Consider the following 20,407-nt stretch of genomic DNA (forward strand, 5'->3'; position numbering starts at 1 on the left):
TCGTTCTGTCGGAGAAACCTCTTGGCTTCACTCGCCCCTGCTTCTTTCGGCGCCGCCCTTGCGGCCGCGCACGACGCCGCGGGTGCACAGCATTATCCGCAGGGCACCCTCTACGTCGTCGCCACGCCGATCGGCAACCTGGCGGACATCACGCTGCGCGCCCTGCATGTGCTGCAGCTGGTGGACGCCATCGCCTGCGAGGACACGCGCCACACGCAGACCCTGCTGCGCGCCTACGGCATCGACCGCCCCGGCTCGCGGCTGCTGGCCGTGCACCAGCACAACGAGGCGGAGGCCGCGCAGGCCGTGGTGGCGCGGCTCGCGCAAGGCGAGCGCATCGCCTACGTGAGCGACGCCGGCACACCCGGCGTGAGCGACCCGGGCGCGCGCTTGGCCGCGGCCGTGCGCGCGGCCGGCCAGCGCGTGCTGCCGCTGCCGGGCGCAAGCGCCGTCACCACGCTGGTCGGCGCGGCTGGCCTGGTGGCCGATGGCGGCGACGGCAACGCCAGCAGCGCCTTCGTCTTCGCGGGCTTTTTGCCGAGCAAGGCCGGCGAGCGCGACACCGCCGTGCAGGCCCTGTTGCAGGAGCCGCGCGCTGTCGTGCTGCTGGAGGCACCGCACCGCATCGAAGCCCTGGCACGCGCGCTGGCCGCGCTGGGCGAGCGCCGCGTCACCGTGGGCCGCGAGCTCACCAAGCAGTTCGAGGAAATCGCCACCGTGGCGGCCAGCGCCCTGCCCGCATGGTTCAGCGCCGACCGCGACCGCACGCGCGGCGAATTCGCGCTCGCGCTGCACCCCGTGGCGGTGAGCGGCGACGACGGCGCCGAAGGCGAGCGCGTGCTGCGTCTGCTGCTCGCCGAGCTGCCGGTGAAAACCGCGGTGAAGCTGGCCGCGGAGATCAGCGGCGCGCCGCGCAACACGCTGTATGAAACCGCGCTGCGCATCCGCAACGGCGCGGGGGACGAAAAAGAAGAAGAAGAAGAAAGCTAGCCCGACAAGAATTCGGGCGGCACAGCGTCGGTCAACCACACGCCGTTTTCCGCACGATGAAAGGCGTGGCCCAGCGCATGCATGCGGCCCGCGTGCACCTGCAGCACATGCGCCTTGCCATGGCGCTGCCCGACCTGCACGGCGGTTGCCTCGTCGGCGGACAGGTGCACATGCTGGCGTGAGCCCGGCTTCAACCCCTGCGCGCGAATCGCATCGAGAAAGCGCGTGGCCGTTCCATGAAAGAGCACCGCCGGCGGCGCAACCGCCTCGAAGCTGCGGCTGACCTGCGGTGTCGAATGGCCTTGCATCGCGCGAATCCGCTGCCCGTCGGCCGAGAGCTCGTAGCGCTTCTTGCTGCCTGAATCGATGGCGTGCAAGACATCCGCCCGGGCCAGGTCGCGCCCCGCGGCCGCCGCGCCCGCCACCAGCGCATCGATGCTTGCCCACCCCTGCGTGTCGAGCCGCAACCCGACCGACTCCGGCGCGTGCCGCAGCACATAGGCGATGAACTTGCTCGTGTCTTCGGGGGTCATGTCGTCTTCCAGTGATCGGCGTGCGTCAGCAGCGCATTCCACAGGCGCTGCACATGCGTGGCCGGTGGCCGGTCGGCCGCATGGAACAGGTGGTAGTCGAGCGGCGGATAGCCCAGCAGCGGCACCGCCACCAGCCCCTTGGGCATGCGGCAGCAGGCATTGACAACAGTGAGCCCGAAGCCCAGTTGGGCAAAGCGCAGCATCAGCTCCCAGCCATTGGCTTCGAGCGACGGCTGCCACGGCACCGACTCGGCCTGCAGAAGCCGCCCGAGCAGTTCGCGGTGCGGCCGGCCCGCGGGCGGCACTATCAGTTGCGCGCCCTTCAGGTCCCGCAGACGCACCGACTTGCGCGACGCCAGCGCATGCGCGCGCGGCACCACCAGCACCTGTCCCACCACCGTAAGGCGCACCGCATGCAGGTCCGCCGGCACGGTGCCCAACGGCGCAATGCCCAGTTGCGCCTGGCCCGCGCGCACCGCCTGCATCGCCTCGTCGCGGTTGCGTGTGAGCAGCTGCAGGTGCGGCGATGCGCCCGGCCCCGAGAACTGCGACAGCGCCTTGCCCAGCAAATAGAGGTACGCTCCCTCGCCCGCCGCCAGCGTGACGGCGGGCTGGTCTTGCCCATCGGCCAGCCCTTTCACGAAGCGCTGGTTGAGCATGAGCAACTCGCGCGCATGCCGCGCCACCTGCTCGCCCGCGCGCGTGAGCTGGAGCGCGCTGCCCACGCGCACATACGGCTTGGTACCGAGCTGCTCCGACAGCTTGCGCACCTTGGCGTGCAAAGCCGGCTGGCTGATGTGCAGCAGGCGCGCGGACTCGCTGAAGTTCAGCGTGTCGGCGAACACGGCGAATGACTGCAGTGCGTCGAGGTTGGTGCGTGGAATGTGCGGAACGTGTGGGCTGTCCATCTATCCATTTTATGGATAGCACCTTCAATATCAGTAGTTCCTGATGATGGGCTTCGTTTCTACGATTCGTCTGCATTCACACACAGAGGAACAAGAAATGAAAAACAAGCAAACCATCTCCCGGCTGGGCATCGACATCGGCCGCGTGCTCATCGCAGCCGAAGGCGCCAACGGCGCGGACACCGCCTTCATCGACGGCTCGCTGCAGAACGCGCTCGACACCCCGCCTTACGAAGGCATGTTCGACGCCGTCGCGCCGCTGGTCGACCGGTTCGAAGGCCGCGTGTGGCTGGTGTCGAAATGCGGGCCCAGCGTGCAGGCCAAGAGCCGTGCGTGGCTTCGGCATCACCGCTTTTTCGAGCGCACCGGCATCGCACCCGACAACCTGCGCTTCTGCCTGCAGCGGCCACAGAAGGCCGACCACTGCCGGCAACTGCACATCACGCACTTCATCGACGACCGCACCGATGTGCTGCACCACCTCGAAGGCGTTGTTGCCAACCGCTACCTGTTCGGCCCGCAGCGCAAGCCGGTGACGGTGCAGGGGCTGGTGCTGCTGCCCGCGTGGAAAGATGCGGCGGCGCTCATTGACTGACGAGGCAGCGCGCCTAACCGTCCAGCTCCGCGTAGCGCCTGAAGATGCCGTCTTCGTTGAACGCGATGCGGCGCGGGCTCTGCAGGTAGTCGTGCACGCGCTGGCGGCGCTTGATGTTGTCGTGCAGCTTTTCGACCGCTGGCGTGGCGGCCAGTGCCCGCGCGGTGGCTTTAGGAAAGGCGTAGTGCAGCCCGTCGATCAGCTGGAACAGCGACAGGTCCGCATAGGTCAGCGTGTCGCCCACCAGATGCAGGCTGCCCGCGGGGTTGCGCTGCAGCACGCGCTCGAACCAGTTCAGGAACTTGGGAATGCGCTCGTCGCGGAAGGCCTTGGCGCGCTGCTCGGCGGCATCGCGCTGGTCTTCGTAGTAGGCGCCTGACGAGATGGGGTGGTGCGTGTCGTGCGCCTCGGCCACCGCGTCGGCAATGGTCAGTTGCAGTTGGTGCGTCCACAGCCCGTCGGACTCGCCCACGCCCGCCAGGCCGAGGCGCGGGCCGAGGTACAGCAAGATTGCGGCGGTTTGCCCGACCACGATGTCGCCGTCCACCAGAAACGGCGGTGCGAAGGCGGGGCGTGCGTTGTTGGGGTCGTCCAGCCGCTCGCCCAGCGCGGACTCGCCGCCGCCCTTCGCGCCGGGCAGGCGCGCCACATCGACATAGTCGGCGCCGGCCGCCTCGAGTGCGAGCCGCACGAATTCGCCGCGGCCCTGGATGGTGGGCCAGTAATGGAGTTGGTATGGCATGCGGCATGGTGTCAGGCCAGGCGCGGCACCGCAACCGGCCGGGCGCAAGAGCCGAACTCCGCCTACGTACGCCGTCAGCGCAGCACCATGCCCGCGAGCACCAACACCAGCAGCGCGATGTAGCCCCAGGTGTGCACGCGGTCCGGCATGCGGCCGATGAGCGGCGCCGCCACGCGCACGCCCACCAGCGAGCCCGCGACCAGCGCGGCGAACGCGGGCACGTCGACATAGCCGATGTGCCAGCCCTGCAGCGCCGAGGTCGAGCGCCACGCCAGCGCCATGTAGGTGGCCGTGCCGGCCCATGCGATGGGCAGCGACAGCGGGTTGGCCATGGCGGTGGCGCTCGTCATGTCGATGCCGCGGCGGCGCATCAACGGCACCGTCATCACGCTGCCGCCCACCCCTAGAAAGGCCGCGACCAGCCCGATGACAAAGCTGCCGACCGTGGCAACGGCGCGCGACAGCGGCCGCGCCACGGCCACCGTGTCACGCGTCATGAAGCCGGGGCGGAACAGGCAATCGAGGATCGTCAGGCCCAGGTAGGCAATGAAGGCCCAGCGCACCCACTCGCCGCTGGCGGCCACGGCCAGCGCGGCCCCCACCACCGCGCCAATGCCGATGAAGCCCAGCAGCGGCCGCACTATCGCCCAGTCGAGCGTGCCGGCGCGCTGATGGCGCCGCGTGGCCAGCGATGCGCTGACGATCATCACGCAGGTGGAGGTGGCCACCGCGATGTGCATGGCCGACTGGCCGATGGCGCTGTCCGCGCCGTGCGCCAGCACCAGGGCGCGGTACAGCAAAGGCACCACGACAAAGCCGCCACCGAAACCGAACAGCACGGTGGTGACGCCCGCCAGGCCACCGAAAAGCGCAAGCACAAGATAGATCGACACGAAGACACTCCAGCAGGCGTTGAAACAAAGAGAAGGCCTTGAAGATAGGCCGCCATAGCCTGGCTCGCTTGCGCATGTTCGACAATGATGTTTTCATTTCGGCCAACCCCGCCACGGGCTGCTTCGCGATGCGCAACATCTCCATCGACACCGTCGACGCCATCGACCGCCCGGTGCTGGCCATCGGCACCGACTACCCGCCGGGCCACCTGCTGCCCACGCACAGCCACCGCCGCGCGCAGTTTCTGTACGGCGCCACGGGCGTGATGGAGGTCGGCTGCGACGACGGCGCCTGGGTGGTGCCGCCGCAGCGCGGCGTATGGATTCCGGCCGGCAAGCCGCACCGGGTGCGCATGCTCGGCGTGAGCACGCGCAGCCTCTACATCGCGCCGCGCGCCGTGCCGCGCCAGGGCGACCAGTGCCAGGTGCTGAACGTGTCGCCGCTGCTGCGCCAGCTGTTGATGGAGGCGGTCGATCTGCCCGCCATCTACGACAAACAGGGCCGCGACGGCGTGCTCATGCGCCTGGTGCTGCACGAACTGGCGCGCGCAGAGGTGCTGCCGCTGCACGTGCCGCTGCCGCGCGACGCGGCGCTGGCCACCCTGTGCGTGAACTTTCTGCGCCAGCCCGACGTGCACGCGGCGCCGTCCGCGTGGGCTGCAAAGCTGAACGTGAGCGAGCGCACCTTCAACCGGCGCTTCAGCCTGGAGGCCGGCATGTCCTTCGGCAAGTGGCGCCAGCGGGCTTGCGTGCTGGTGGCGCTGTCGCGGCTGGCCGTGGGCGAGCCGGTGACCGCGGTGGCGCTGGACATGGGGTACGACAGCCCGGGTGCGTTTTCGACGATGTTCCGCAAAGCGCTGGGGCGGCCGCCTTCGCATTTCGGGATGGCGTAGCGCTGGGGTGCTGCGCCATCCCTTTTCTTCTTCTTTTTTGGCTAACTGCGAGCGAGGCGTACCGGCCCGTTCGCCGTCCAGCCGTAGCCGCTGAGCGGCTTCGGTTTGCGGTCGGCGCGAGGTTGCTGTGCCGTTGGTTGCAAGGCACCGCGCAGGGACTGGACCGTGGCGCCGGCGGCGTCGATTCGGCGCTGCAGCTCCTCGTTGACGAGGCGCATCAAGGCGCCGAGTTCGGAGCGCGTCGGGTGCATTTCTTCGGTATCGCTCACCCGCTGCGGGAGCACGAGCTTTTCGATGCATGCGTAGGCGCAGTGCACGTTGCGGATGCTCTCGATGTCGTCGTCTGCTTGCAGGGCGAGGGATTCGGGAGATTCAGACGACGAGGGAGCGGGCGCGGATGCGCTTGAGGAATCAGCCATGAGTGGCCTCCAAGTGATTGCGGTTTTCAAAAACCGCCGCACCCGAGACCAATCGGAGGCGGCAGCTCGACGGGTTGGTCTACCGGGCAACCACTTGCGTGAAACCGGCCGGGCTCGCGCCCGCCCGTCGAGCCGCCAAAACTGGAGGCACGAACGACAAAGCCGCAGACCCTGCGGGGAAACTGCGGCTTACGTCGCAGTGATTGCACGGGAGACCAATCCCGGTCACGCTTTCGATGTGACGGGCGCAGTATATCGAGGGGTGAATCGCGGCGAAGGTGACGCCCAGGTTGTAGACCTGCGTCTGGTAGCCCTTGCCGTCCGCGGCAGTTGTCAAGGATTGCTTGACAACTGCCGACGCTTCGAGCTCTTCGTCCCAGAGGATGAGGTCATGCAGCAGGGGAGCCAGCAGACGCTTCAACCAGTGAAGCAATCTGCCCCTTTTGGAAAACATGCTCCCGCATATCGAACCGCAAACAAAAAATCCGGAAGAGCTTTCACTCTTCCGGATTCATATATTTGGTCCCGCCGCCAGGAATCGAACCTGGATCTCAGCCTTCGGAGGGCCGAATTCTATCCGTTGAAATACAGCGAGGAATGGGGTTCCGGTGCAGACCGGAGCCGGTGATTATGGCCTATCAGGCGGCCAGTGTTTCGGCTTCGTGCTCGACCGGGCCGCCCGGCCGCGCGCGGTCGAACCCGAGCCCCGCCAGGTACACCCTGAAAGTGCGCCGCCCCGTGGCCACCAGTTCGAAGGCCTCCGGGTCGAGCAGCCAGTTCTGAATGAGCCCGCTGATCAGCGCGTGCAGCCCCTGCGCCGCCACGTAGCCGGGCACGGGCAGCTTGAGGTGGCCGCGCCGCGCGGCCAGCCGCAGGGCTTTTTCGAAATCGGCCACGCAGGCGTTGCGCGCGTCCAGGTGGCGCTGCTGCACCGAGGCCATGTCGTGCGTGTACTCGACCTTGTGGGTCGCCACGTCGAACACGCGGCGCACCTGCGGGTCGGTGGTCATGAGGGTCAGGGCGTGAACCATGCCCTCTTCGATCTCGGCCAGCGGGTCGTCGCTGCCAACGGCGGCCTTCGGGCCGGCCTCCAGCGGCAGGATGACGCGCTCCATCATCGCGTTGAAGAGATCGGCCTTGTCCTTGAAGTGCCAGTAGATGGCACCCCGCGTCGCACCGGCCTGCTGCGCAATCTGCTGCAGCGTGGTCTGCGAAACACCTTGCGCCTGAAACAGCAGCTCCGCGGCATCGAGCAACCGATTCCGCGTAGCCAGTGCCTCTTCCTTCGTACGACGTGCCACCAAGTCTCCTGATTTGTAAAGCGAACGCCCTTTCAGTATCGTGGGGCGATTGCGTGGCTGTCACTATACATCCATGAATGTATGTAAACTACCGGGCTTCCCCGATGGCCCACCTGTCTGTGCTGGTTTGCGGTTTGTGCCGTGAACGCGCCATCTCCCGTCTTCGCTTCAAAGGAATCGCATGCCTCTCCTGCATGTCTCGCGTCAATCGTCCTTTTCGCCGCGTCTCGCGACCGTGGCTGCCGCCGTCGTGCTCCTGGTCCTTGCGGGCTGCGGCAAGAGCGATGCGCCCGCTGCTGGCGGTGCCCCCGGTGGCGCCCGTCCCGCTCCTGAAGTGGGCGTGGTGGTGGCAGCGCCGACCGACGTCGGCCTGGTGACCGAGCTGCCCGGGCGCCTCGAAGCCTCCCGCGTCGCCCAGGTCCGCGCCCGCGCGGCCGGCATCTTGCTGAAGCGCGAATTCCGCGAAGGCAGCGACGTGAAGGCCGGCCAGTTGCTGTTCCGCATCGACCCCGCGCCGCTGGTGGCCGCTTCGCAGAACGCCCAGGCCACGCTGGCCCGCGCTGAAGCCAATGCCGTGCAGGCCAAGGCCCTGGCCGACCGCTACAAGCCGCTGGTCGAGGCCAACGCAGTTAGCAAGCAGGAATACTCGGTCGCGCTGGCTTCGCAGAAGACGGCCGAAGCCGACGTGGCCGCCGGCCGCGCCGCAGTGACAACCGCCAAGATCAACCTCGGCTATGCCGACGTGACCTCGCCAATTGCGGGCCGCATCGGCCGCGCGCTGGTGACCGAAGGCGCGCTGGTGGGCCAGGGCGACGCCACCGAGCTGGCCGTGGTGCAGCAGATCAACCCGGTGTACGTGAACTTCACGCAGTCGGCCACCGAGGTGCTCAAGCTGCGCCGCGCCGTGGCGGACGGCCAGTACAAGCGCGCCGGCGGCGGCGAGGCCGCCAGCATCCGCGTGGTGCTGGAAGACGGCTCCGACTACCCGCTGGAAGGCAAGCTGCTGTTCACCGACCTCACGGTGGACGCCACCACGGGCCAGATCACGCTGCGCGCCGAAGTGCCCAACCCCAAGGGCGAGCTGTTGCCCGGTCTTTATGTGCGCGTGAAGCTGGAGCAGGCCCAGGCCACCAACGCGATCACGCTGCCGCAGCAGGCCGTGACCCGCACGCAGCAGGGCGACACCGTCTCGGTGGTGAGCGCCGACGGCAAGATCAGCCAGCGCAACGTGAAGATCAGCGCCGCCAAGGACAACCAGTGGGTGGTGCTGGACGGCCTGAAGGCCGGCGAGCAGGTGATGGTCGACGGCTTCCAGAAGCTGCAGATGATGCCGCCGGGCACGCCCGTGAAGGCGGTGCCCTGGAAGAAGCCGGACCCTAGCGCCGCACCGGCACCCGCTGCTGCAGCCTCGGGTGCAGCACCTGCTACCGCCGCCTCGGCTCCGGCAGCCGGTGGCCAAGCCTCGGCTCCGGCCGACAAGAAGTAAGTCAGGAGCGCGCCCGCATGGCCAAATTCTTTATCGACCGCCCGATCTTTGCCTGGGTGATCGCACTGTTCGTCCTGGTGATGGGCAGTGTCGCAATCACGCAGCTGCCGATCTCGCAGTACCCGCCGGTGGCACCTCCGGCCATCGTGATCAACGCCGCCTACCCCGGCGCGTCGGCCCAGACGCTCGAGGACAGCGTGCTGTCCGTCATCGAACGCGAAATGAACGGCTCGCCAGGGCTGATCTACATGGAATCGGTGGCGCAAGCCGACGGCACCGGCACCATCACCATCAGCTTCGAGCAGGGCACCGACCCCGACCTCGCGCAGGTGGACGTGCAGAACCGGCTGTCGCGCGCAACCCCGCGCCTGCCGGCCACGGTAACGCAGCAGGGCGTGCGCGTGGACAAGTCGCGCAACAACTTCCTGCTGTTCACGATCCTCTCGTCCGACAACCCCGCCTACGACCCGGTGGCGCTGGGCGACTACGCCTCGCGCAACATCGTTCCTGAACTGCAGCGCATTCCCGGCGTGGGCCAGGCGCAGCTGTTCGGCACCGAGAACGCGATGCGCATCTGGATCGACCCGGCCAAGCTGCAGGGCTTCAACCTGGCGGTGTCCGACGTCAACAACGCCATCAAGGCGCAGAACGCGCAAGTGGCCTCCGGCACCATCGGCGACCTGCCGAACGTGCCCGGCCAGGCCATTGCCGCCACCGTGGTGGTGAACGGCCAACTGGCCAACGTCGACCAGTTCAAGGAAATCGTGCTGCGCGCCAACACCGACGGCTCGACCGTGCGGCTGAAGGACGTGGCCCGGGTTGAGCTTGGCGGCCAGGCCTATGCCACGTCGGCACGCCTGAACGGCCAGCCGGCCGTGGGCGTGGGCGTTCAGCAGACGCCTTCGGGCAATGCGCTGCAAACCGCCAAGGCGGTGCGCGCCAAGATGGACGAGCTCTCCAAGTACTTTCCGCAGGGCGTGAAGTGGGCCATTCCGTACGACAGCTCGCGCTTCGTGAGCATCTCGATCACCGAAGTGGTCAAGACGCTGCTGGAAGCCGTGGCGCTGGTGTTCGTGGTGATGTTCATCTTTCTGCAGAACTGGCGCTACACGATCATTCCGACCATCGTGGTGCCGGTGGCGCTGCTGGGCACCTTTGCCACGCTGCTGGCGCTGGGCTTCTCGATCAACGTGCTGACCATGTTCGGCATGGTGCTGGTGATCGGCATCGTGGTGGACGATGCCATCGTGGTGGTGGAAAACGTCGAGCGCATCATGAGCGAAGAGGGGCTGTCGCCGCTCGAAGCCACGCGCAAGGCCATGAAGCAGATCTCGGGCGCCATCATCGGCGTGACCGTGGTGCTGATCTCGGTGTTCGTGCCGCTGGCGTTCTTTGCAGGCTCCACCGGCAACATCTACCGCCAGTTCTCGGCGGTGATGGTGGCGTCGATCGCGTTCTCCGCGTTCATGGCGCTGTCGCTCACGCCGGCGCTATGCGCCACGCTGCTCAAGCCGGTGGAAGCCGGCCACCACCACGAGAAGCGCGGCTTCTTCGGCTGGTTCAACCGGGTGTTCACGCGCACGGCCAAGGGCTATGAAAGCGTGGTTTCGCGCCTGCTGCGCCGCGCGGCGCGCTACCTGATCATCTACGTGGCAATCATCGGCGCGGTGGTGGTGGCCTACATGCGCCTGCCCAGCTCGTTCCTGCCGCAGGAAGACCAGGGCAACATCATCGTGAACGTGCAACTGCCGCCAGGCGCCACGCAGGAGCGTGCGCTGTCGGTCATGCAGCAGGTCGAAGGCTTCATCCTGAAGCAGCCTGAAGTGCAGAGCATGGTGGGCGTGATGGGCTTCAGCTTCTCGGGCCAGGGCCAGAACGCAGGCCTTGCCTTCGTGACGCTGAAGGACTGGGACGAACGCAAGGACCCGGCGCACTCCGCCAGCGCGCTGGCCGGCCGTGCCTTTGGTGCGCTGTCGGGCATTCGCGATGCCTTCATCTACCCGCTGAGCCCGCCGCCCATTCCTGAACTGGGCAACGCCACCGGCTTCAGCTTCCGCCTGCAGGACCGCGCCGGCGCGGGCCACGAGGCGCTGGTGAACGCACGCAACCAGCTGCTGGGCATGGCCGGGCAGAGCAAGATCCTGGCGCAGGTTCGCCCTGACGGCCTGGAAGACGCGCCGCAGCTGCAGATCGACATCGACCGCGACAAGGCCAACGCATTGGGCGTGACCTTCGACTCGATCAACTCGACGCTGTCGACCGCGCTGGGCTCCAGCTACGTGAACGACTTTCCGAACCGCGGCCGCCTGCAGCGCGTGGTGGTGCAGGCCGATGCGCCGGCCCGCATGCAACCCGACGACCTGCTCAAGCTGAACGCCAGCAACGGCCAGGGCCTGCCGGTGCCGCTCGCGGCATTCGCCACCACCAAGTGGGTGAAGGGCGCAACGCAAACGGTGCGCTACAACGGCTACCCGGCGATCCGCATCAGCGGCGACGCGGCACCCGGCTTCAGCACGGGCGCGGCGATGGCCGAGATGGAAAAGCTCGCCACGCAGTTGCCCGCAGGCTTCGGCTTCGAATGGACCGGCCAGTCGCGGGAAGAAAAGCTCGCGGGCTCTCAGTCGATCATTCTTTACGGCTTCGCGATTCTGGCGGTGTTCCTCTGCCTGGCCGCGCTGTACGAGAGCTGGACGATTCCGCTCGCGGTGGTCATGGTGGTGCCGCTGGGCGTCATCGGGGTGCTGCTGGCGACCATGCTGCGGTCGTACTCGAACGACGTGTACTTCCAGGTGGGCCTGATCACCATCATCGGCCTGTCCGCGAAGAACGCGATTCTGATCATCGAGTTTGCGAAGGACCTGCAGGCGCAGGGCAAGGGCGTCGTGGAAGCGGCGCTCACCGCAGCCCACCTGCGATTCCGGCCCATCATCATGACCTCGCTGGCCTTCGGGCTGGGCGTGCTGCCGCTGTTCCTCGCCTCCGGCGCGGGTTCGGCCAGCCAGCGTGCCATCGGCACCGGCGTGATCGGCGGCATGATCACCGGCACCGTGCTCGCCGTGTTCTTCGTACCCATCTTCTTCGTGGTGGTGCGCACCCTGTTCAAGGGCAGCCCACGACAACGCGAGGCCGACCAGCGGCACGCCGCCTCCGCCGGCATCGTGGAGGAACCCAAGCATGACTAAGAAACTGATTCCCACGGCACTGGCAGCGGCCATGCTGCTGGCCGGCTGCTCGCTGATTCCAACGTACGAGCGCCCCGCCGCGCCGGTGCCCACCACCTACCCGGGCGACCCGTCGCAACCGGCCGGCCAGGCCGCGGCCAACCTGCCCTGGCAGAACTTCTTCACCGACGCTCGCCTGGCGGGCCTGATTCAGACCGCGCTGGTCAACAACCGCGACCTGCACGTGTCGGTGCTCAACATCGAGCAGGCGCGCGCGCAGTTCCAGATCGAGCGCTCGGCGCTGTTCCCGGCGCTGGGCGTCACGGGGTCGGGCTCGCGCTCGAGCCCCAATGCCTACCGGGCGATCGACCCGAGCCAGGGCAGCGTGTCGTCGCAGTACAGCGTCAACCTGGGCTTCACGGCCTGGGAGCTGGACTTTTTCGGCCGCATCCGCGCGCTGAAAGACCAGGCGCTGTCGCAGTACCTGGCCACCGACGAAACCCGCAAGGCGGTGCAGATCAGCCTGATTGCCTCGGTCGCCAACGGCTGGCTCACGCTGCTGGCCGACGACGAGCTGCTCGAGATCACGCGCCAGACGCTGGCCACGCGCGACGAGTCGGTGCGCCTGACCAAGCTGCGCTTCGACAACGGCGTGTCGTCGGAGCTGGACTTTCAGGCCGCCAACTCGCTGCTGGAAACCGCACGCGCCTCGTATGCGCAGCAACTGCGCACGCGCCAGCAGGACGAGAACGCACTGGCACTGCTGTTGGGAGCACCGGTGCCCGCAGAGGCCACTGCCGGTGGCACCAAGGGCCTGGACGGCATCAGCCCGATGCCCGACGTGCCCGCCGGCCTGCCGTCGGACCTGCTGGCCGAACGCCCGGACATTCGCTCGGCCGAGCAGCAGCTGATTGCGGCCAACGCCAACATTGGCGCGGCGCGCGCCAACTTCTTCCCGCGCGTGTCGCTCACCAGCAGCATCGGCACCGCGAGCACGGAGTTCTCGGGCCTGTTCGACCGCGGCTCCAAGGCCTGGTCGTTCGCACCGTCGATCACGCTGCCGATCTTCAATGCCGGCGCCAACATCGCCACGCTCGACTCGGCCAAGGCCGGGCGCGAGATTGCGGTGGCGCAGTACGAGAAGTCGATTCAGACGGCGTTCCGCGAAGTGGCCGACGCGCTCGCGGGCCGCGCCACGCTGGGTGAGCAGGTGCGCGCGCAGCGTGCGCAGGCCGACGCGGAAGGCGTGCGCTTCAAGCTGTCGGACCTGCGCTACCGCAACGGCATTGCCAGCGCGCTCGATCTGCTGGACGCGCAGCGCTCGCTGTTCACGGCCCAGCAATCGGCCGTGACCACGCGGCTGCTGCAGCTGCAGAACCAGGTCACGCTGTACAAGACGCTGGGTGGCGGCTGGGCCACGACCGACAAGGGCGACCAAGGCAACAACAAGGCCGACAACAAGGGTTGATGCGATTGCGCGTCCTCTAAGGGTAGGCCCCTTCCCCCTTCAGGCGGGGGGTCTCTCTATAATCGCCGGTTGGTTAGGACACGCCCCCCGACGAGCCCCCGATATTGAGGACGCCAATGAGCGCAGACCCGCATTACCAGGCCACAGAAGAAGCCCACACCGGGCCCATCAAGAACCCGAAGCAACTGCTGCTCGCGGTATTTTTCTCCTTCATCGCACCGATTCTGATCATCGTGGGGCTTGTGGCCTACGTGGTCTCGGGCACCAAGCCCGCCGGCATTGCCGAGGGCGACAACATGGCGCTCTACGGCGTGACGAAGGAAGCGCGCGACCGCGAAGTGGCCGAGCGCCTGAAGAAGGTGGGTGCCATCGAGATCCGCGACGTCAACCGTCCGCTGGCCACCGGTGACGCCGTGTTCAAGGCCCAGTGCGCCACCTGCCACGGCGCGCCGGGCATCCCCGGTGCCCCGCACTTCCAGGACGCAGCCGCCTGGGGCCCGCGCATCGGCCAGGGCTATGCCACCCTTCTCGAACATGCCCTGAAGGGCAAGGGCGCCATGCCTGCCCAGGGCGGCGGCGACTTCGAAGACCTCGAAGTGGGCCGTGCCGTGGTCTACATGGCCAACGCCGGCGGCGCCAAGTTCCCCGTGCCGGACCGCCCTGCGGCCGCAGCCCCTGCTGAAGGCGCTTCGGGTGCGGCACCCGCGGCCGACGGTGCGGCTTCAGCGGCTTCCGCTGCCGCACCAGCGGCTCCAGCAGCCAGCGCACCCGCCAACTGATCGTTCAACCGAGCGCTTCCCCGCGCACGTAGAAAAGCCGGCCCAGCGCCGGCTTTTTCAATGGGCGCTCGCCGCGCGAACTCAGGGCGTCGATGAAGTCGATGAAGTCGACGGCACCGCAGCCGCTTCACCATGCCGCTGCGCCGGGCTCAGCACATGCCCGAAGCGCCCCGGCAACTCGCTGGCCTGCACGGCCTCCGGCGTCCACAGGCCGCGCTCGATGGCCTCCGCCGCAATGCCCACGTCCTGCGTGTGCACCAGGCCCAGTCCGATGGGCGAGGCCAGGTAGAGCCGGCCTTCCTCGTCGAGCAGGCAGCCCGACACCTCGACCGCCCTGCCGGTGTGCGACGTCACGGTGAAGCCGTCGCCCTCCTCCGCCACGCGCCACACCTGCGGCGCGGCCTCCAGCTCCACGTACACGCGCTGCGGGCCGTTCTGAAAGAACCACTGCCCCTCGTCGTCGTGTTCGTAGTTGCGGTGAATGAAGTCGATCAGCTTGTCGTGCCGCAGCAGCGAGCCCTTGGCCGTGCGGAACGGCCCTTCGGCCTGCGTGCGGTCGTCGCGCATGTACCAGTTGCCGCGCGCGTCGAGGCCGAGCCAGCCGTAGCAGTGCGGCACGTTGGGCCACTTGGCCAATGCTTGTTTGACGATGTCGTCCATGGCGTCATTCTCTTCCCGGCGGCAAGCCCGCGGCGTCAGCCAATGTGCCGCCGTGCAGGCGCAGCCACTGGCCCACCTGCTGCGGCATGCCGCGCACATGCCCCGGCGGCGGGCCCATCGGAAAACCCACATGCCCGCCGTGCGCCGGCTTCCACAGCGTGACATGCGCGCCCACCTCGCCGGCCCCGGGCAGGCTGCGCGCGGGAATGAACGGGTCGTTGCGCGCGTTCACGATCAGCGCGGGCACGCGGATCGACGCCAGGTGCGGTTTGGCCGAGCCGCGCGACCAGTAGTCCTGCACATCGCGAAAGCCATGCAGCGGCGCGGTGAAGACGTTGTCGAAGTCATGCAAGTTGCGCGCGGCCATCAGCCGCTCGCGGTCGAACAGGCCCGGAAACTGCGCCAGCTTGGCCAGTGCCTTGGGCTTCATGGTGTTGAGGAACATGCGCGTGTACACGAGCTTGTTGAAGCCGCGCCCAATGGCCTCGCCGCCGGCCGCCAGGTCGAGCGGCGCGCAGACCGAGGCCACGGCGCGCACCACGCCCGCCGCCGTTTCTCCGGCTTCTGAGGCCCATCGCATGAGTGCATTGCCGCCCAGCGACACGCCTGCGGCCAGCACCGGGCCGCCGCCCTTTTGCGCATGCTGGTCGCGCATGCGCGTCAGGATCCAGCCGATCTCCTCGAAGTCGCCCGAGTGGTAGGCGCGCGGCGCCAGGTTCAGCTCGCCGCTGCAGCCGCGAAAGTGCGGCACCGCAAAGGCCATGCCCTGCGACGCGGCGAAGGTGGCGAAGGCCTCGGCGTAGTGGCTGCGCGACGAGCCCTCCAGGCCGTGGAACAGCACGAGCAAGGGAGCGGGCGTGGAAGCAGATGCATCGGCAGGCGCATCGACGAAGTCGACGTCGATGAAGTCCCCGTCCGGCGTGGGCCAGCGCTCGCGCCGGTACACCGGGGCCGCGCCGTCGAAGCGCCGCGCGTACAGCGCGGCCCAGATGGTCTGCAGGTTGCCGCCGGGCAGCCAGCGTGGCGCGGCGTAGTGCAGCAAGGGCTGCGGCAAAGAGGCCAGGGCCGAGGCAGCGGAAGAAGAAGATGAAACGAGCGAGGGCATCAATGCAGCGTCTGGGGCGGGTCGTTGGCCTCGTCGGGCTCGCGCGCGGTGCCGGGGCTGGCATGGTGCGCCACCAGGCGCCAGCCCTGCGCGGTCTTGTGATAGACGTTGGTGGCCAGCACGAAGGCATGGCGCGGGCCTTCGGCGGTGAGCACTTCGATGCGCTCCAGCACGTTGTGCACCGCGCTGGCAAGCGACTCGATCTTGCGCACCCGCGCCGGCGTGGCGTGGATGGCGCCGTTGCCGAACATCTGCTCGAAGGCCGAACGAATGGCCACCGTGCCCACCAGCCGCGGGCCGCCGGGGTGCACGCAGAACACCTCGTCCTCGTCGGCCCAGCAGGCCATCAGCGCATCGATGTCGCCGCGTTGCAGCGCTTCATAAAAGGCCGCCTCGACGTCATCGGCGGTGCCGCCGATGGCCGCGGCGGCGCGGAGTGGGGTCTTGGGCATGGCGTGATTCTGCCGCGCGGACCGTGACGGCGGCACTGCACCGCTTTGGTCCGGCCCGCACCGTGCCGCTGCACTTTTTGCCGGCCGACTGCGCCACTTTGGACCAATTGGTCAAAACATGAATGCCAATTCTTCATAAGTCATTGATTAAAAACAACTTATTCAACTGGCACGGCGCATGCAAGGCGTTCTGCAATCACGCAACAGGAGCCTTTCCATGAACGTCGGCATCTTCATTCCCATCGGCAACAACGGCTGGCTGCTTTCCGAAAACGCACCGCAGTACAAGCCCAGCTTCGAGCTCAACAAGCAGATCACGCTGAAGGCCGAGCGCTACGGCGTGGACTTTGCGCTGTCCATGATCAAGCTGCGCGGCTTCGGCGGCAAGACCGAGTTCTGGGACCACAACCTGGAGTCGTTCACGCTCATGGCCGGCCTGGCCGCCGTCACCAGCAAGATCAAGCTGTTTGCCACGGCCGCCTCGCTGGTGATGCCGCCTGCCATCGTGGCGCGCATGTCCTCGACCATCGACTCCATCTCCAACGGCCGCTTCGGCCTGAACCTGGTCACCGGCTGGCAGCGCCCCGAGTACTCGCAAATGGGCATGTGGCCCGGCGACCAGTTCTTCGGCACGCGCTACGCCTACCTGAGCGAATACATCCAGGTGCTGCGCGACCTGTGGGGCACGGGCCAGTCGGACTTCAAGGGCGACCACTTCCAGATGGACGACTGCCGCCTGAGCCCGCAGCCGCAGGCCGACATGAAAGTGATCTGCGCCGGCCAGAGCGACGCGGGCATGGAGTTCTCGGCCAGGTACGCCGACTACAACTTCTGCTTCGGCAAGGGCGTGAACACGCCCAAGGCCTTCGCGCCCGCGGCCGAAAAACTCATCGAGGCCACCGTCAAGACCGGCCGCCACGTCACCACCTACGTGCTGATGATGGTGATTGCCGACGAGACCGACGAGGCCGCGCGCGCCAAGTGGGAGCACTACAAGGCCGGCGCCGACCACGAAGCCATTGCATGGCTGGGCCAGCAGGGCGCGGCCGACACCAAGTCGGGCGCCGACACCAACGTGCGCCAGATGGCCGACCCGACCTCGGCGGTGAACATCAACATGGGCACGCTCGTAGGCTCGTATGCCAGCGTGGCACGCATGCTGGACGAAGTGGCCGAGGTGCCCGGCACCGAAGGCGTGCTGCTGACCTTCGACGACTTCTTGCAGGGCGTGGAAGCCTTCGGCGAGCGCATTCAGCCGCTCATGAAGAGCCGTGCGCATGTGGAGAGCCCCGTGCCTTCGCAGGTCGAGCCCGAACGCCTCGCGGCCTGAAGAGGAGAGCCCACGTGACCGCATCCACTCCCACCCCCGCTCCCACCCCCGCACGCAACACCACCCTCACCTCGACCACGCCGGTGGGCGCACCGCGCCTGCCCGGCGCGCCCGCACCGCTGGTGCTGCCCGCGCGCCCCGAGCCGCTCGCGCTGCACGCCACCGACTCCGCGCTGATCGTCGTCGACATGCAGAACGCCTACGCCTCGCTCGGCGGCTACGTCGACTCGGCCGGCTTCGACATCTCGGGCGCGCAGGGCACCATTGCCGGCATCGTGCGTGCCATTGCGGCGGCGCGCGCGGCCGGCATGCTGGTCGTGTTCCTGCAGAACGGCTGGGACGCTTCTTACGTGGAAGCCGGCGGCCCCGGCTCGCCGAACTGGCACAAGTCGAACGCGCTGAAAACCATGCGCGCCAAGCCACAGCTGCAAGGCCAGTTCCTCGCCAAGGGCGGCTGGGACTACGAACTCATCCAAGAAATGAAGCCGCAGCCCGGCGACATCGTCGTGCCGAAGACGCGCTACAGCGGCTTCTTCAACAGCACGCTGGACAGCACGCTGCGCGCGCGCAGCATTCGCCACCTGGTGTTCACCGGCATTGCGACCAACGTGTGCGTGGAGTCGACGCTGCGCGACGCGTTCCACCTCGAGTACTTCGCGGTGATGCTGGAAGACGCCACGCACGAGCTCGGCGGCGCCGCGATCCAGAAGGCCTCGGTCTACAACGTGGAGACCTTCTTCGGATGGGTCTCCACGGTGGACCAGTTCTGCCAAACCTTCGCGCCTGAACACACGTCAGCCACCACGCAACCCACACCGGCCGGCATTGCAGACGCGGCCATCGCCTGATTCTTTCCAAGGAGCCTTCTTCATGCCCAAGCAAGCCATCATTCCTCCCGGCACCGGTGTTCCGCTCGCACCCTACGTTCCTGGCGCGCTCGCCGACGGCGTGCTCTACGTGTCGGGCACGCTGCCCTTCGACAAGGACAACAACGTGGTGCACGTGGGCGACGCCGCCGCGCAGGCGCGCCATGTGCTCACCACCATCCAGGGCGTGGTCGAGGCCGCCGGCGGCACCATGGACGACGTGACCTTCAACCAGATCATGATCAAGGACTGGGTCGACTACGCGAAGATCAACACGGTGTATGCCGAGTTCTTTCCCGGCACCAAGCCCGCGCGCTTCTGCATCCAGTGCGGCCTGGTGAAGCCCGATGCGCTGATCGAGATTGCCTCGATCGCGCACGTCGGCAAGAAGGGCTGAGCCGCATGAGCTCGCTGCACTACGAAGTGCATGGGCCGTCCGATGCGGCGTCCTCCGTGCTTCTGTCGTCGGGCCTTGGCGGCTCGGCCGGGTTCTGGCAACCGCAGCTGGGCGCGCTCATCGCCGCGGGGCACCGCGTGATCGCGTACGACCAGCGTGGCACGGGGCGCAGCCCGGCCGCGTTGCCCGAGGCGTACACGATCGCCGACATGGCGCAAGACGTGCGCGATGTCCTCGACGCCACCAACACCTCGCGTTGCCACTTCGCGGGCCATGCGCTCGGCGGGCTCGTGGGGCTGCAGCTGGCGCTCGACACGCCCGCGCGCATCGCGAGCCTGGTGCTCGTCAACGCATGGTCCAAGCCCAACGCGCATTCGGCGCGCTGCTTCGATGCGCGGCTCGCACTGCTCGGCGCCGTGGGCCCGCGTGCGTACGTGGAAGCCCAACCGATCTTTCTGTACCCCGCCGCATGGTGCGCCGCGCATGCCAAGCGGGTGGCCGACGAGGTCGATCACGCCTTCGCGCATTTTCCCGGCGAAGCCAACATGCGCGCGCGCATTGCGGCGCTGCGCGCCTTCGACATCGATGCACGCCTGCCCGACATTGCCGCCCCCACGCTGGTGGCCGCCGCCAAGGACGACGTGCTCGTGCCCTGGACCTGCTCGCTGCGCCTGGCCGACGGCTTGCCCAACGCCACGCTCAACCTCATGGCGCACGGCGGCCACGCCCACAGCGTGACCGAAGCCGATGCGTTCAACAGCACGCTGCTGGCCTTTCTTTCGCGGGTCAGTGCGCCTGACCTTTCCGCCATAACCGTATGACCGCATGACCACGCCTTCCACCCTCGACGACGCCGCGCTGTCGCTGCTCTTCACCGCCGCGCGCAGCCACAACGGCTGGACCGACCAACCCGTCTCCGACGCCCAGCTGCAGCAGATCTACACGCTGGCCAGCCTCGGCCCGACCTCGGCCAACTGCTCGCCCGCGCGCTTCGTGTTCGTGCGCACGCCCGAAGGCAAGGAGCGCCTGGCGCCCGCGCTGTCCAAGGGCAACCTCGACAAGACGATGAGCGCGCCCGTCACCGTCATCGCCGCGTGGGACCGCAAGTTCTACGACAAGCTGCCCACGCTGTTTCCGCATGCCGACGCGCGCAGCTGGTTCACCGGCAGCCCCGAGGCCGCGCACGAAACCGCCTTTCGCAACGCCAGCCTGCAAGCCGGCTACCTGCTGCTGGCCGCGCGCGCGGTGGGCCTGGACGCGGGGCCGATGTCCGGCTTCGACAAGGCGAAGGTCGACACCGCCTTTTTCGACGGCACCGACTGGACCGTCAACTTCCTCATCAACCTCGGCCACGGCGACGCGTCGAAGGTGTTCGGGCGCCTGCCGCGCCTGCCCTTCGACGAAGCCTGCGTGCTGGCCTGAAGGAGCT

General features: G+C 67.8%; 21 protein-coding genes and 1 tRNA gene. 12 read left to right on the top strand and 10 right to left on the bottom strand.

What is annotated here, in order from left to right:
- Positions 1 to 21: 21 nt before the first annotated feature.
- Entirely contained in the window at positions 22 to 990 is a 969-nt protein-coding gene (rsmI, locus tag VLK31_RS28935; RefSeq protein WP_409171932.1) for a 16S rRNA (cytidine(1402)-2'-O)-methyltransferase, read from the top strand.
- Here the strand turns inward: rsmI and VLK31_RS28940 are convergent.
- Both VLK31_RS28940 and VLK31_RS28945 read right to left on the bottom strand, forming a co-directional pair.
- On the bottom strand, positions 987 to 1,523 hold the full coding sequence (locus tag VLK31_RS28940) for an RNA 2'-phosphotransferase (protein WP_409171933.1): 537 nt from the start codon (positions 1,521 to 1,523) through the stop codon (positions 987 to 989). The two genes, rsmI and VLK31_RS28940, sit on opposite strands and share 4 nt — an antisense overlap.
- Entirely contained in the window at positions 1,520 to 2,431 is a 912-nt protein-coding gene (locus tag VLK31_RS28945) for a LysR family transcriptional regulator (protein WP_409171934.1), read from the bottom strand. The genes VLK31_RS28940 and VLK31_RS28945 overlap by 4 nt, the downstream gene beginning before the upstream one ends.
- 97 nt (positions 2,432 to 2,528) lie before the next feature.
- Between VLK31_RS28945 and VLK31_RS28950 the strand changes: the two genes are divergently transcribed.
- A complete protein-coding gene (locus VLK31_RS28950; RefSeq protein WP_409171935.1) occupies positions 2,529 to 3,026 on the top strand; it encodes a hypothetical protein in 498 nt (165 codons plus the stop codon).
- A gap of 13 nt (positions 3,027 to 3,039) precedes the next feature.
- Here the strand turns inward: VLK31_RS28950 and VLK31_RS28955 are convergent, their stop codons facing one another.
- On the bottom strand, positions 3,040 to 3,768 hold the full coding sequence (locus VLK31_RS28955) for a glutathione S-transferase (RefSeq protein ID WP_409171936.1): 729 nt from the start codon (positions 3,766 to 3,768) through the stop codon (positions 3,040 to 3,042).
- Positions 3,769 to 3,842: 74 nt separating this feature from the next.
- Positions 3,843 to 4,661, bottom strand: coding sequence for a sulfite exporter TauE/SafE family protein (locus VLK31_RS28960; protein ID WP_409171937.1), 819 nt, complete (start codon positions 4,659 to 4,661; stop codon positions 3,843 to 3,845).
- 128 nt (positions 4,662 to 4,789) lie between these two features.
- Between VLK31_RS28960 and VLK31_RS28965 the strand changes: the two genes are divergently transcribed.
- Entirely contained in the window at positions 4,790 to 5,554 is a 765-nt protein-coding gene (locus tag VLK31_RS28965; RefSeq protein WP_409172001.1) for an AraC family transcriptional regulator, read from the top strand.
- A 41-nt stretch (positions 5,555 to 5,595) separates the two neighbouring features.
- On the opposite strand, the gene VLK31_RS28970 is transcribed toward VLK31_RS28965, so the two are convergent.
- The 3 genes from VLK31_RS28970 to VLK31_RS28980 all read right to left on the bottom strand — a co-directional run bounded on the left by VLK31_RS28970 (position 5,596) and on the right by VLK31_RS28980 (position 7,277).
- On the bottom strand, positions 5,596 to 5,973 hold the full coding sequence (locus VLK31_RS28970) for a hypothetical protein (RefSeq protein WP_409171938.1): 378 nt from the start codon (positions 5,971 to 5,973) through the stop codon (positions 5,596 to 5,598).
- Between the two features lie 520 nt (positions 5,974 to 6,493).
- Positions 6,494 to 6,568, bottom strand: a tRNA-Arg gene (locus tag VLK31_RS28975).
- Positions 6,569 to 6,611: 43 nt separating this feature from the next.
- On the bottom strand, positions 6,612 to 7,277 hold the full coding sequence (locus VLK31_RS28980; protein WP_409171939.1) for a TetR family transcriptional regulator: 666 nt from the start codon (positions 7,275 to 7,277) through the stop codon (positions 6,612 to 6,614).
- A gap of 178 nt (positions 7,278 to 7,455) precedes the next feature.
- Between VLK31_RS28980 and VLK31_RS28985 the strand changes: the two genes are divergently transcribed.
- The 4 genes from VLK31_RS28985 (at position 7,456) to VLK31_RS29000 (ending at position 14,168) form a co-directional block, all read left to right on the top strand.
- Positions 7,456 to 8,760 carry an efflux RND transporter periplasmic adaptor subunit gene (locus VLK31_RS28985; RefSeq protein ID WP_409171940.1) on the top strand — a complete coding sequence of 435 codons (1,305 nt, stop codon included), beginning with the start codon at positions 7,456 to 7,458 and terminating at the stop codon, positions 8,758 to 8,760.
- A gap of 17 nt (positions 8,761 to 8,777) precedes the next feature.
- Positions 8,778 to 11,942, top strand: coding sequence for an efflux RND transporter permease subunit (locus VLK31_RS28990; RefSeq protein ID WP_409171941.1), 3,165 nt, complete (start codon positions 8,778 to 8,780; stop codon positions 11,940 to 11,942).
- Positions 11,935 to 13,389 carry an efflux transporter outer membrane subunit gene (locus VLK31_RS28995; RefSeq protein WP_409171942.1) on the top strand — a complete coding sequence of 485 codons (1,455 nt, stop codon included), beginning with the start codon at positions 11,935 to 11,937 and terminating at the stop codon, positions 13,387 to 13,389. The genes VLK31_RS28990 and VLK31_RS28995 overlap by 8 nt, the downstream gene beginning before the upstream one ends.
- Positions 13,390 to 13,505: 116 nt before the next feature.
- Entirely contained in the window at positions 13,506 to 14,168 is a 663-nt protein-coding gene (locus VLK31_RS29000; RefSeq protein ID WP_409171943.1) for a c-type cytochrome, read from the top strand.
- Positions 14,169 to 14,249: 81 nt separating this feature from the next.
- Here the strand turns inward: VLK31_RS29000 and VLK31_RS29005 are convergent, their stop codons facing one another.
- From VLK31_RS29005 to VLK31_RS29015, 3 genes are read right to left on the bottom strand one after another with little or no spacing between them, the layout of a single operon-like run.
- Complete coding sequence (locus VLK31_RS29005) at positions 14,250 to 14,828, bottom strand: DUF2946 family protein (protein WP_409171944.1); 579 nt, start codon at positions 14,826 to 14,828, stop codon at positions 14,250 to 14,252.
- Between the two features lie 4 nt (positions 14,829 to 14,832).
- Positions 14,833 to 15,933, bottom strand: coding sequence for a YheT family hydrolase (locus VLK31_RS29010; RefSeq protein WP_409171945.1), 1,101 nt, complete (start codon positions 15,931 to 15,933; stop codon positions 14,833 to 14,835).
- On the bottom strand, positions 15,933 to 16,385 hold the full coding sequence (locus tag VLK31_RS29015; protein WP_409171946.1) for a YybH family protein: 453 nt from the start codon (positions 16,383 to 16,385) through the stop codon (positions 15,933 to 15,935). Before VLK31_RS29015 ends, VLK31_RS29010 begins: the two co-directional genes overlap by 1 nt.
- Before the next feature lie 217 nt (positions 16,386 to 16,602).
- On the opposite strand from VLK31_RS29015, the gene rutA reads away from it, so the two are divergent.
- Genes rutA through VLK31_RS29040 form a run of 5 tightly spaced genes read left to right on the top strand, consistent with a single transcriptional unit; the run spans position 16,603 to position 20,400 of the window.
- Positions 16,603 to 17,715, top strand: a complete 1,113-nt coding sequence (rutA, locus tag VLK31_RS29020; protein WP_409171947.1) for a pyrimidine utilization protein A — start codon at positions 16,603 to 16,605, stop codon at positions 17,713 to 17,715.
- Between the two features lie 14 nt (positions 17,716 to 17,729).
- Positions 17,730 to 18,563, top strand: coding sequence for a pyrimidine utilization protein B (rutB, locus tag VLK31_RS29025; protein ID WP_409171948.1), 834 nt, complete (start codon positions 17,730 to 17,732; stop codon positions 18,561 to 18,563).
- A gap of 22 nt (positions 18,564 to 18,585) precedes the next feature.
- Positions 18,586 to 18,978 carry a pyrimidine utilization protein C gene (gene rutC, locus VLK31_RS29030; RefSeq protein ID WP_409171949.1) on the top strand — a complete coding sequence of 131 codons (393 nt, stop codon included), beginning with the start codon at positions 18,586 to 18,588 and terminating at the stop codon, positions 18,976 to 18,978.
- Between the two features lie 5 nt (positions 18,979 to 18,983).
- Positions 18,984 to 19,799: a pyrimidine utilization protein D gene (gene rutD, locus VLK31_RS29035; RefSeq protein ID WP_409171950.1), complete on the top strand. Its 816-nt coding sequence runs from the start codon at positions 18,984 to 18,986 to the stop codon at positions 19,797 to 19,799.
- Positions 19,800 to 19,803: 4 nt separating this feature from the next.
- Positions 19,804 to 20,400, top strand: coding sequence for a malonic semialdehyde reductase (locus VLK31_RS29040; protein ID WP_409171951.1), 597 nt, complete (start codon positions 19,804 to 19,806; stop codon positions 20,398 to 20,400).
- Positions 20,401 to 20,407 lie beyond the last annotated feature (7 nt).

This window comes from Variovorax sp. H27-G14 (assembly GCF_046156345.1).
In the GTDB taxonomy this organism is placed as follows: domain Bacteria; phylum Pseudomonadota; class Gammaproteobacteria; order Burkholderiales; family Burkholderiaceae_C; genus Variovorax.

Coding starts and splice junctions, on each gene's coding strand:
- VLK31_RS28940 (WP_409171933.1), bottom strand. CDS start 1,523: ATGACCCCCGAAGACACGAGCAAGTTCATCGCCTATGTGCTGCGGCAC.
- VLK31_RS28945 (WP_409171934.1), bottom strand. CDS start 2,431: ATGGACAGCCCACACGTTCCGCACATTCCACGCACCAACCTCGACGCA.
- VLK31_RS28950 (WP_409171935.1), top strand. CDS start 2,529: ATGAAAAACAAGCAAACCATCTCCCGGCTGGGCATCGACATCGGCCGC.
- VLK31_RS28955 (WP_409171936.1), bottom strand. CDS start 3,768: ATGCCATACCAACTCCATTACTGGCCCACCATCCAGGGCCGCGGCGAA.
- VLK31_RS28965 (WP_409172001.1), top strand. CDS start 4,790: ATGCGCAACATCTCCATCGACACCGTCGACGCCATCGACCGCCCGGTG.
- VLK31_RS28970 (WP_409171938.1), bottom strand. CDS start 5,973: ATGGCTGATTCCTCAAGCGCATCCGCGCCCGCTCCCTCGTCGTCTGAA.
- VLK31_RS28985 (WP_409171940.1), top strand. CDS start 7,456: ATGCCTCTCCTGCATGTCTCGCGTCAATCGTCCTTTTCGCCGCGTCTC.
- VLK31_RS28990 (WP_409171941.1), top strand. CDS start 8,778: ATGGCCAAATTCTTTATCGACCGCCCGATCTTTGCCTGGGTGATCGCA.
- VLK31_RS28995 (WP_409171942.1), top strand. CDS start 11,935: ATGACTAAGAAACTGATTCCCACGGCACTGGCAGCGGCCATGCTGCTG.
- VLK31_RS29000 (WP_409171943.1), top strand. CDS start 13,506: ATGAGCGCAGACCCGCATTACCAGGCCACAGAAGAAGCCCACACCGGG.
- VLK31_RS29005 (WP_409171944.1), bottom strand. CDS start 14,828: ATGGACGACATCGTCAAACAAGCATTGGCCAAGTGGCCCAACGTGCCG.
- VLK31_RS29010 (WP_409171945.1), bottom strand. CDS start 15,933: ATGCCCTCGCTCGTTTCATCTTCTTCTTCCGCTGCCTCGGCCCTGGCC.
- VLK31_RS29015 (WP_409171946.1), bottom strand. CDS start 16,385: ATGCCCAAGACCCCACTCCGCGCCGCCGCGGCCATCGGCGGCACCGCC.
- rutA (WP_409171947.1), top strand. CDS start 16,603: ATGAACGTCGGCATCTTCATTCCCATCGGCAACAACGGCTGGCTGCTT.
- rutC (WP_409171949.1), top strand. CDS start 18,586: ATGCCCAAGCAAGCCATCATTCCTCCCGGCACCGGTGTTCCGCTCGCA.
- rutD (WP_409171950.1), top strand. CDS start 18,984: ATGAGCTCGCTGCACTACGAAGTGCATGGGCCGTCCGATGCGGCGTCC.
- VLK31_RS29040 (WP_409171951.1), top strand. CDS start 19,804: ATGACCACGCCTTCCACCCTCGACGACGCCGCGCTGTCGCTGCTCTTC.